Genomic DNA, 9,611 nt, shown 5'->3' with positions numbered 1-9,611 from the left:
CGTGCAGCCGGGCGACCCGCTCGGCCGACATCCGCTCGGCGGGGGCGGTGATGCTCACGGCGGCGACCGCTGTCCCCGAACGCAGCAGCGGGACAGCCAGACAGCTGATCCCGGGCTCGTTCTCCTCGTCCTCCGTCGCGTAACCGGTCTCCCGTGCGCGCTCGATCACGGACCACAGATGCTCGACGTCCACCGGCCGCCCGGAGGTGTCCGACGGACCGATGCTCGCCACGGCCGCGCCCACGTACGCCGAGAGCGCTGCCCGCGTGGTTCCCCGGTAGGCGAGCAGGGCCCGGCCGAGCGCCGTGGTCACGGCGGGGATCCGCCTGCCGACGGCCGACCACACGCGCACCGACCGCTCCGGCTCGACCTTGTCGAGGTAGAGCACCTGGGTCCCGCTGAGCACACCGAGGTGCACCAGCTCGTCGGCCGCGAGGCAGATCGCGACGAGTGCGGGGTGCAGCAGGACGGCGAGGTTCTCGTCGCCGAGGAAGTCGTCGGCCAGCCGGGTCGCCGCCGGACCGAGGAGGTAGGTCCCCGTCGCCGGGTCCTGGGTGGCGAACCCGCGGTACCGGAGCGCGGCCAGGGTGCGGTGCACGGTCGACTTGTTCAGACCGAGCCCAGCGGCGAGGTCGGCAAGGCCGGTGCCGTGCCCGCCGGAGGCAGCGAGCGCCTGGAGCACGAGCAACGCCCGGTCGACGGACTCGACCGGCGACGCCGCGCTCCCCACCGGAGCGGGGTCGCGCGGCGCGTCGGAGTTCTCGGTCATGGGGCCACCGTAGGAGATCGGCGGACCGGGACGCTCAACGAGCCAGCCATCCCCCGTCCACGGCCAGCACCTGACCGTGCACGTAGGCCGAGGCGGACGAGGCGAGGAAGACGACGACGTTGCCGATGTCCTCCGGCTGCCCCCAGCGCCCGGCGGGGATCCGCACCGAGAGCTGCTCGAGGCGCACCGGGTCGGCCAGCAGGGCCGTGTTCATGTCGGTGGCCATGTAGCCGGGGGCCACCGCGTTGACGTTGACGCCCTTGCTCGACCACTCGTTGCACAGCGCCTTGGTGAGCTGCGCGACGGCACCCTTGCTCGCGGCGTAGGCCGGGACGGTCAGCCCGCCCTGGAAGGAGAGCAGCGAGGCCATGTTGACGACCTTGCCGTCGCCACGCTCGAGCATCGGGCGCCCGAAGATCTGGCAGAGCTGGAAGACCGAGCGCAGGTTGACGTCCATCACGCGGTCGAAGGACTCCAGCGGGAAGTCCACCGCGGGGTGGCGCTCCTGCGTGCCGGCGTTGTTCACCAGGATGTCGACCTGGCGCTCGGCGAGCACCCGGGCCGAGACCTCGGCGATGGCCTCGGAGTCGCCCAGGTCGACCGAGTGCAGGTCCAGGGCCCTGCCCCGCTCGGCGGCGTAGGCCACGAGGTCGTCGGGGAGCGCGCTGCGCCCGTAGACGATGACGTCGGCGCCGGCGTCGAGCATCGCGCGGGTGATGCCCGCGCCCAGTCCGCGGCCGCCTCCGGTGACCAGGGCGGTGCGTCCGGTGAGATCGAAGGGGGTGCTCATGCGTCTGCCTTTCCGGCGAGGGGGGTCAGCAGGACCTTGAGGCAGTCCTGCCCGGTGGTGGCGGCGTCGAAGGCGGCACCGACCTGGTCGAGGCCGAAGGCCTTGGTGGGGAAGGTGTCGAGCCCGAGCGCGCCGGAGGCGATCAGCTCGATCGCGCGGGTCACGTCCGGGGTCGTGTAGACGCGCACCCCGACGATCGACTGCTCCTTGAAGCAGACCGCACGCAGGTCGATCGGCGCGGGCGCCTTGTAGACGCCGACGATCACGATCCGGCCGAGCACCCGGGTGACCTCGGTCAGCTCGGCGGCCACGCTCGGGTGGGCCGCGGTGTCGAAGGTCGTGTCGGCCCCCTCGCCGTCGGTCAGCGGGTCGAGCGTCTCGGCCATCGTCGACCCCTCGGCCACGACGGTGAAGCCCATGGACTCGGCGACCGAGCGGCGCCAGGGGCTCGGCTCGGTGATGACGACCCGGCCGGCGCCCTCGTGGCGTGCCACCAGGGCGGTGAGGATCCCGATCGGTCCGGCGCCGTAGACGGCGACCGTGTCACCCTGCTGCATCCCGGACAGCGCGACGGCGTGCACGGCGACGGCGAGCGGCTCGGCGAGCGAGGCCGTACGGGGGTCGACGCCCTCGGGGACCTCGTGCAGCACCTCGGGGGGCAGCGCGACGTACTCGGCCATCCCACCGGGGGTGTCGATCCCGTACAGGCCGAGCCGGCGGCAGACATGCGCGTTCCCGTCGCGGCAGGACCTGCACTCCCCACAGGACAGCAGCGGCTCGACGACGACGAGCGCCCCGGCAGCGGGCCCGGAGGCACCGGCCTGCTCGACCCAGCCGGACATCTCGTGCCCCATGATCAGCGGAGCCTGCGCACGGGGGTGCTTGCCGTGCAGGATCGCCAGGTCCGTGCCGCAGATGCCGTTGTAGGCCATCCGCACCAGCGCCCAGCCCTCGGGCACCTCGGGCATCGGGACCCGGCGGGTCTCGGTCGTGTCCGTCGCGGTCCACACGGCCGCGGTCATCTCGCTCATCTCAGGCTCCCGTCCCGGCGGTCGCCGCAGCGCACGCCTCGTTGCGGCCGGGGGCCCCCAGGACCTCCGGGTTGACGATGTTGCGCGGCGCTCGTCCCGCGCAGACCTCCACCACGTTCTCCACGGTGCGCCGCTTGAGCTCGGCGTAGGACTCCTCCGTGTACCAGGCCAGGTGCGGGGTCAGCACGACCGAGTCGAAGGTGGTCAGGGGGTGGTCGGCAGGCAGCGGCTCGATGTCGTGCACGTCGATCGCCGCGCCGAGGATCTGACCGGAGCGCAGCGCCTCGACCAGGGCTTCGGTGTCCGCGACCCCGCCGCGGCTCGTGTTGACCAGGATCGCGTCCGGGCGCATCCTCGCGAACTGCTCGGCACCGAGCATCCCGCGGGTCTGCTCGGTCAGCGGGGTGTGCAGCGAGACCACCTGCGAGCGCTCCAGGAGCTCCTCCAGGCTGACCGAGCGCACCCCGTGGAAGGTCTCGGCCTCGGGATCGGCCGCGATGTCGTAGCCGATCACCTCGTAGCCCAGGCCGGCGGCCTTGCGGGCGGTGGCCGTGCCGATGAGCCCGAGCCCGATCACCCCGAACACCCGCTCACGGGTCTGGTAGAGCGGACGCACCGCGACCAGGTCGAACGAGCCCGCGCGCACCCCACGGTCCAGCCGCGGGATCCCGCGAGCCGCGGCGAGCGCCATCCCGATCGCGTGGTCGGAGACGGCCTCGGTGCCGTAGTCCGGGACGTTGCACACGGCGATGCCCCGCTCGGTCGCGGCGGCGATGTCGACCGAGTCGACCCCGACCCCGTACCGGCCGATGGCCTTGAGGTCCGGCAGGGCGTCCATCACCTCTGCGGTGATCCGCGCGTACTGCACGAGGATCCCCTGCGCCCCTGCGGCGTTCGTGATGACCTCGGCGGCGCCTTGCGACTGGGCGAGGACGAGCTCGGCCCCCGCAGCATCCGTCACGGCTCGCTCGATGTCGAACGCGTCGTGATCGCACTCGGTGATGACGATCTTCACAGCACTCCTCAGGGTGTTCGGGCACAGCGGGGTCCCGGCAGCCGGCCCGTGGTCGGCTGCCTGAGCGGTGAGTTCGAGGGCTAGCGGGCGAGCCACCCGCCGTCGACGGGCAGGATCGCGCCGTGCACGTAGGACGCAGCGGGCGAGCAGAGGAAGAGGACGGCCCCGGCGATGTCGGAGGGCTGGGCCCACTGGCCGGCGGGGATGCGGTCCAGGATCGCCTTGCTCCGCTCGGGGTCCTGGCGCAGGTCGTGGGTGTTCGCGGTGGCGACGTAGCCCGGGGCGACGGCGTTGACGTTCACGCCACCTGCGGCCCACTCGTTGGCCAGCGCCTTGGTGAGGCCGGCGATCGCCGACTTCGACGAGGTGTAGCCGGGGACGTTGATGCCCCCCTGGAAGCTGAGCATCGACGCCGTGTTGACGATCTTGCCGGAGCCGCGCTCGAGCATCGTGCGCCCGACCTCCCGCGACAGGATGAAGGCGGCCCGGAGGTTCACGTCGACGACGTAGTCGAAGTCCTCGTCGGTGTGGAACGCGGCAGGTGTGCGCCGGATCGTGCCGCCGTTGTTGACGAGGATGTCGACCTTCCGCGCGGCGAGGTCGGCGGCGAGGGCCGTGACCTGCTCGCGCACGGAGAAGTCGCAGCGCAGCGGGGTGAACGTGCGCCCCGTGGCCTCGACCGCGGTGCGCACCTCGCTCGGTCCGTCGACCATGTCATAGCTGACGCCGATGACGTCGGCGCCGGCGGCGGCCAGCGTCTCCGCGATGGCCAGGCCGATGCCCTGGCTCGCGCCCGTGACGACGGCCGTCGTCCCCTCGAGGCCGAGCAGGCTGTGGGCGAACTCGGCGGGAGTCGTCAGTGCGGTCATTGCGTCAGTCCTTCGGTCGGTGGTGCGGTGCGGTGTGCTCAGGGCCTCCAGCCCAGGGCGCGCGAGATCTTGTCGGCCGTCGCGATCGCGTCGACGGACATCGCGTCGATCTGCTCCGGGCTGTGCTCGAGGGTGATGGTGGAGATGGACAGCCCGTAGCTGACCTTCCCCGTGTGGTCACGGATCGGTGCCGCGACGCATCCGATACCCGGGACGTTCTCCTCCCGGTCGCGGGCGTAGCCCACCTCGTGGACGTGGTGGAGCTCCGCACGGAGGGTCTCGATGTCGGTGATCGTGTGCTCGGTCAGCGCCGGAAGTCCCGCGCGGGCGGCGAACCTGTCGAGGGCCTCGTCCGAGTAGCTCGACAGGACGACCTTCCCGATCCCCGTGCTGTGCATGGGGATCGCGTGCCCGACCCGCGAGGGCATCTGGTACGGCTTGTCGGAGTCCGAGCGGATCAGGTAGATGATCTCGTCGCCGTTGGCCGCCCCGACGTGCACGGTGCAGTGGACCTTCGCGACGAGCTCGTCGACGAAGGGCTGAGCGATCGCCGAGATGTCGATCCGCTGGAGGACCGCGCCGGCCAGGGACAGGATCTTGGGACCCGGCAGGTAGCCCCCCGCCTCGGAGATGGTCACGAACTCCCTCGCGACGAGGGTCATGAGGATGCGGTGCACGGTCGCCTTCGCCAACCCGGTCGCCGCGACCACGTCGGTGAAGCGGTCATGGGTGAGCACGGCCTCGAGGACGAGCAGGGTCTTCTCGCTCGCGTTGGACGTGCCGGAGGGCGAGGCGCTCGGCGCACCGGGTGTCTGGGTGGTCATGACGGCCATCCTTCTGCCTAGCGCATCTCGACGACGGGGAATCCGTCCATGTCGTCGAAGGACTGGTTCTCGCCGGCCATCGCCCACACGAAGCTGTAGGACGCCGTACCCACCCCGGAGTGCACCGACCAGCTCGGGGCGATCGTCGCCTCCTCGTTGGCCACGACCAGGTGGCGGGTCTCCGTGGGCTCGCCCATGAGGTGGATGACGCGCGCGTCCTCCGGCAGGTCGAAGTAGAGGTAGGCCTCCATCCGGCGGTCGTGCGTGTGCGCCGGCATGGTGTTCCACATGCTGCCCGGGTGCAGGGTCGTCACGCCCATGACCACCTGGCAGGACCGCACGCCGTTCTCGTGGATGTACTGGTTGAGCGTGCGGCGGTTCGACGTGAGCGCGTCGCCGAGCTCACGCACGGTCCCGGTCCCGGCAGGGACGAGGGTCGTCGGGTAGCCCGTGTGCGCGGGGGCCGAGACGAGGTAGAACCGCGCCGGCCCGCCGTCGCCCTGGGCATCGGCCGAGGCGAAGGTGACGTCGACGGCGCCGCGGCCGACGTAGAGGCAGGAGGCGTGGCCGAGCTCGTAGCTCGTCCCGTCGACGGTCACCGTCCCGGCACCGCCGACGTTGACGATCCCCGCCTCGCGGTGCTCGAAGAAGAACTCGCTGCGGATCTCCGGGAAGGTCGGCAGCGCGACGGGCCCGGACACGGGCTTCACCCCGGCCAGGACCACGCGGTCGTGGTGGGTGTAGACGGCACTCGCCTCGTCGTCGACGAAGAGCCCCTGGACGAGGTAGCGGCGACGCAGCTCGTCGGTGTCCATCCCGGGCACGTGCTCCGGGCTGGTCGCGTAGCGCTGTTCCATGAGGTCCTCCGAGGGGCGTGCGATGGTCCGTGAACGGGTCCGTGCGGGCCCGGCCTGCCCGCGGGCAGGCCGGGCTCCGGTCACGGCGTGACGAGGTCGAGCTGGGTGGGCAGCCACATCGACAGGCCAGGCGTGAAGATCACCATGACCAGGACGACGAGGAGCGCGAGGAAGAACGGCATCAGCCTGCGGATGACGTCCTCGATCGCGATGTCGGCCACCTTGGCGCCGACGAAGAGGATCGGGCCGACCGGCGGGGTGATCGTGCCGATCGACAGGTTCATCACCATCATGATCCCGAAGTGCACGGGGTGGATCCCCATGGCGGTGACGATCGGCAGGAAGATCGGCGTGAAGATGAGGACCGCGGGCGTCGGGTCCATGAACATCCCGAGGACCAGCAGGATCACGGCGATGAGCAGCAGGATGACGACGGGGTTGTCGCTGACCTTGAAGATCGCCTCCGAGGCCATCGCCGGGATCTTCGCGAAGCTCATGACGAAGCCCATGATCGAGGAGACGCCGACGAGGAACATGACGACCGAGGTCGTGCGAGCCGCGTCGAGGAGCATCTTCGGGATCTGGCTGACCTTGATCGCGCGGTAGGCGAAGGCCAGCACGAGCGAGTAGATGACGGCGATGTTCGAGCCCTCGGTCGGCGTGAAGTACCCGGCGAGGATGCCGCCGATCACCACCACGATGAGCGCGAGAGCGGGGACGGCGGACAGGATCGTCCGGGCGCCCTGGGCGAAGGTGATCTTCTCCGTGTACTTCAGCTCGGGACGCTTGCGGGCGTAGAGGTAGACGATGACCATGCAGGCTGCTGCCCACATCGCACCGGGGATGTACCCCGCGACGAACAGTGCGGCGACCGAGGCGCTGGAGACCAGGGAGTAGACGATCATCAGGTTGCTCGGCGGGATGATCATCCCGGCCGGGGCGGAGGCGATGTTCGTCGCAGCGGCGAAGGACTTGTTGTAGCCCTCCTTCGCCTGGATCGGGCCGATCGTGGAGCCGATGGCCGCCGCAGCGGCGACACCGGAGCCGGAGACCGCCCCGAACAGCACGTTGGCCGCGATGTTCGTCTGGGCGAGCGATCCGGGGGCCTTGCCGACCATGACCTTGGCGGCGTTGACGAGCCGTAGCGCGATCCCGCCTTGATTCATGATCACGCCGGCGAGGACGAAGAACGGGATGGCCAGCAAGGGGAACGAGTTGATCCCACGGAAGACCTGCTGGGCGGAGGTGAGCACACCGTTCTCGACGCCGAGCGCGGTGATCATCGCGGTGAGCGAGGACAGGCCGACGGCGATCGAGATGGGCGCACCCATGATGAGGAAGAGTGCGATGCCTCCGAGGAGGACGAGAGCGGCGAGCGTTGCGGTATCCATGTGGCTCAGCCCTCCTTCACAGGACGTCGGGCTCGGCGTCCTCGACGGCGCTCTCCGCGCCGCTGAGGATCCGGACCAGGTGGTAGATGGTGTAGAAGGCGATGAGGACACCGCTGATGGGCAGGGCCAGGTACAGCGGCCCCACGTTGACCGGCAGGCCGGTGAGGTTCTGGGCCCATGCCAGGTTCGCCACCCGGATACCACCCCAGATGAGGGTCATCCCGGTGAAGGTGAGGACGGCGAGCTGGACGACGACCGCGACCACCCGCTGGCCGACCCGCGGCAGCTTGCGCGCCGCGAAGTCGACCGCGATGTGACCGCGCTCGCCGAAGACCAGCGCCGCCCCGAAGAGGCCGAGCCAGATGAACAGGTACTTCGCCAGCTCTTCCGACCAGCCGGAGGGCTGGTCCAGGACCTGGCGGGCGAAGACCTGCCAGGCGACATCGACGACGAGCACGGCGAACAGCACCACGCACGCGAGCATCAGCACGCGGTCGAGACCGTTCTTCACTGCGTTCATGTGGAGACCTCTTCGGGGCGGAGGGGTGGGCCTGGTCAGCTGATCGCGGCCTGGACCTTGGCGTAGATGTCCTTGGTCACGTCGTTCGTGAGCTTGGCCTCGGTCAGCGGGGCGATGGCCGCGCGGAACGCCTCGGCGTCGACCTCGTTGAACATGGCACCGGCAGCCTCGGCGTCAGCCTTGGCAGTGGTGATCTGCTCCTTCCACAGCTCGGCCTCGTGCTCGATGGCCTCGCCCAGGAGCTCGGAGAAGATCGCCTGGGTGTCGGCGTCCATCGCGTCGAGCACGGCCGGGTTGATGATCAGGTAGTCGGGGAACATCAGGTGGCGCGTGTAGCTGTAGTACGGCGCGACCTCGGCGTGCTTGAGGCCGGAGTAGATCAGCTCGTTGTTCTCGCCGCCCTCGATGACACCGGACTGGATGGCCGTGTAGACCTCGCCCTGGCCCATGGGGGTACCGGTACCGCCCATGAGGCTCATCATCTCGATGTTGGTGTCCGACTCGATGACGCGGATCTTCATCCCGGCGAGGTCGGCCGGGGTGTTGATCGGCTTCTCCGAGTTGTAGACCGACCGGACGCCGCCGTGGAACGCGCCCATGACCTTGATGTTCTGGTCGACGAGCGAGTCGTACAGGTCGGTGACGATCTCCGGGTCGTTGGTGACCTCGCGCTGGTGGTCCTGCGAGTCGAACACGAACGGCAGGTTGAAGACGACGAAGTCCGGGTTGAAGTTCTCCAGGAGCGGGCCGCCGATGTAGGCCATCTCGATCGTGCCGGCCTGGACGAGCTCGATCGTCTCGCGCTGAGCGCCGAGGGTCTCGTTCGGGAAGACCTCGATGTCGTAGGCGCCGTCGGTCGCCTCGAAGAGCTTGTCACCGAGCTCGTCGAGCACGATGTACTGCGGGTGGGTCTCGGGCTGGTTGAAGGCGGCCTTCATGACGATGGTGTCCGCGTTCGCGGTGGCCTCGCCGGTGGCCGAGGTGGTCTCGTCGGTGGTGACGGGGCTGGTGCCTGCGCTGCACGCGCTGAGCGCGATCGCCGATGCACCGAGGATCGCCGCGAAGGATGCGGCCGTCGTACGCCTCATGAATGACTCCTTTGTCGGCCCACCTGAGTGAGCTCTTCCTGCGTGAACGGGGAGACGAGGGCCGAACCGGTCTCCCGGGTGCTGCGTGAGGGGCGACTTCTGCGTCGTGGTGGCTGACTCCACTGTCAGAACCCTCGGATATGGAACAATGGTCCGGTACGCGGAACAACGTAGCCGGATCGAGCGAGGGCGACAAGGCGACCTAGGTCCCCTCGGCCACGTGAGACCGAATCGAGACCTGAGCACACACACAGGAGTGACGACGATGTCCCCAGACCTGCGAAGCACGCTTCCCCTGCTCGGCGGGTACGCCATGGCCCCCAAGGACGAGCCGAGCGCCGCCGAGTTCTACGCCGCCCTTGCCGAGCTCCCGATCGGCGGGCTCGAGATGCCGGCGCCCGCCGACGACGACGCGATCGACGCGGGCGCCGTCAACCGGCTGCTGCAGCCGGGCTGG

11 protein-coding genes are annotated in these 9,611 nt (G+C 69.9%); 1 reads left to right on the top strand and 10 read right to left on the bottom strand.

What is annotated here, in order from left to right; all coding sequences use genetic code 11:
- The 10 genes from ABWK99_RS09780 to ABWK99_RS09735 all read right to left on the bottom strand — a co-directional run.
- A partial coding sequence (locus ABWK99_RS09780; RefSeq protein WP_372594512.1) for an IclR family transcriptional regulator occupies positions 1-769 on the bottom strand: 769 nt, incomplete at its 3' end.
- A gap of 34 nt (positions 770-803) precedes the next feature.
- Positions 804-1,559 carry an SDR family oxidoreductase gene (locus tag ABWK99_RS09775; RefSeq protein WP_372594511.1) on the bottom strand — a complete coding sequence of 252 codons (756 nt, stop codon included), beginning with the start codon at positions 1,557-1,559 and terminating at the stop codon, positions 804-806.
- Complete coding sequence (locus ABWK99_RS09770) at positions 1,556-2,590, bottom strand: zinc-binding dehydrogenase (protein ID WP_372594510.1); 1,035 nt, start codon at positions 2,588-2,590, stop codon at positions 1,556-1,558. Before ABWK99_RS09770 ends, ABWK99_RS09775 begins: the two co-directional genes overlap by 4 nt.
- A 1-nt stretch (position 2,591) precedes the next feature.
- Positions 2,592-3,605: a C-terminal binding protein gene (locus ABWK99_RS09765; protein ID WP_372594509.1), complete on the bottom strand. Its 1,014-nt coding sequence runs from the start codon at positions 3,603-3,605 to the stop codon at positions 2,592-2,594.
- Positions 3,606-3,685: 80 nt separating this feature from the next.
- The gene (locus tag ABWK99_RS09760; RefSeq protein WP_372594508.1) at positions 3,686-4,474 is read right to left on the bottom strand and encodes an SDR family oxidoreductase; all 789 of its coding nucleotides are present in this window, start codon (positions 4,472-4,474) and stop codon (positions 3,686-3,688) included.
- A 38-nt stretch (positions 4,475-4,512) separates the two neighbouring features.
- A complete protein-coding gene (locus ABWK99_RS09755) occupies positions 4,513-5,298 on the bottom strand; it encodes an IclR family transcriptional regulator (RefSeq protein WP_372594507.1) in 786 nt (261 codons plus the stop codon).
- A gap of 17 nt (positions 5,299-5,315) precedes the next feature.
- Positions 5,316-6,155: a 5-dehydro-4-deoxy-D-glucuronate isomerase gene (gene kduI, locus ABWK99_RS09750; protein WP_372594506.1), complete on the bottom strand. Its 840-nt coding sequence runs from the start codon at positions 6,153-6,155 to the stop codon at positions 5,316-5,318.
- Positions 6,156-6,235: 80 nt separating this feature from the next.
- Positions 6,236-7,546: a TRAP transporter large permease gene (locus ABWK99_RS09745; protein ID WP_372594505.1), complete on the bottom strand. Its 1,311-nt coding sequence runs from the start codon at positions 7,544-7,546 to the stop codon at positions 6,236-6,238.
- A 16-nt stretch (positions 7,547-7,562) separates the two neighbouring features.
- A complete protein-coding gene (locus ABWK99_RS09740) occupies positions 7,563-8,066 on the bottom strand; it encodes a TRAP transporter small permease (RefSeq protein WP_372594504.1) in 504 nt (167 codons plus the stop codon).
- A gap of 35 nt (positions 8,067-8,101) precedes the next feature.
- A complete protein-coding gene (locus tag ABWK99_RS09735) occupies positions 8,102-9,154 on the bottom strand; it encodes a TRAP transporter substrate-binding protein (protein ID WP_372594503.1) in 1,053 nt (350 codons plus the stop codon).
- Between the two features lie 265 nt (positions 9,155-9,419).
- On the opposite strand from ABWK99_RS09735, the gene ABWK99_RS09730 reads away from it, so the two are divergent.
- A partial coding sequence (locus tag ABWK99_RS09730) for a hypothetical protein (protein ID WP_372594502.1) occupies positions 9,420-9,611 on the top strand: 192 nt, incomplete at its 3' end.

The sequence above is a fragment of the Actinotalea sp. genome (assembly GCF_041597215.1).
GTDB lineage: Bacteria > Actinomycetota > Actinomycetes > Actinomycetales > Cellulomonadaceae > Actinotalea.
The sequence above is the reverse complement of the archived record's forward strand: the minus strand, read 5'-3'. Positions and strand labels throughout refer to the sequence as shown.

What these genes read in the sequence shown, in the direction of transcription:
- ABWK99_RS09775 (WP_372594511.1), bottom strand. Translation starts at nt 1,559, where the DNA reads ATGAGCACCCCCTTCGATCTCACCGGACGCACCGCCCTGGTCACCGGA.
- ABWK99_RS09770 (WP_372594510.1), bottom strand. Translation starts at nt 2,590, where the DNA reads ATGAGCGAGATGACCGCGGCCGTGTGGACCGCGACGGACACGACCGAG.
- ABWK99_RS09760 (WP_372594508.1), bottom strand. Translation starts at nt 4,474, where the DNA reads ATGACCGCACTGACGACTCCCGCCGAGTTCGCCCACAGCCTGCTCGGC.
- ABWK99_RS09755 (WP_372594507.1), bottom strand. Translation starts at nt 5,298, where the DNA reads ATGACCACCCAGACACCCGGTGCGCCGAGCGCCTCGCCCTCCGGCACG.
- kduI (WP_372594506.1), bottom strand. Translation starts at nt 6,155, where the DNA reads ATGGAACAGCGCTACGCGACCAGCCCGGAGCACGTGCCCGGGATGGAC.
- ABWK99_RS09745 (WP_372594505.1), bottom strand. Translation starts at nt 7,546, where the DNA reads ATGGATACCGCAACGCTCGCCGCTCTCGTCCTCCTCGGAGGCATCGCA.
- ABWK99_RS09740 (WP_372594504.1), bottom strand. Translation starts at nt 8,066, where the DNA reads ATGAACGCAGTGAAGAACGGTCTCGACCGCGTGCTGATGCTCGCGTGC.
- ABWK99_RS09735 (WP_372594503.1), bottom strand. Translation starts at nt 9,154, where the DNA reads ATGAGGCGTACGACGGCCGCATCCTTCGCGGCGATCCTCGGTGCATCG.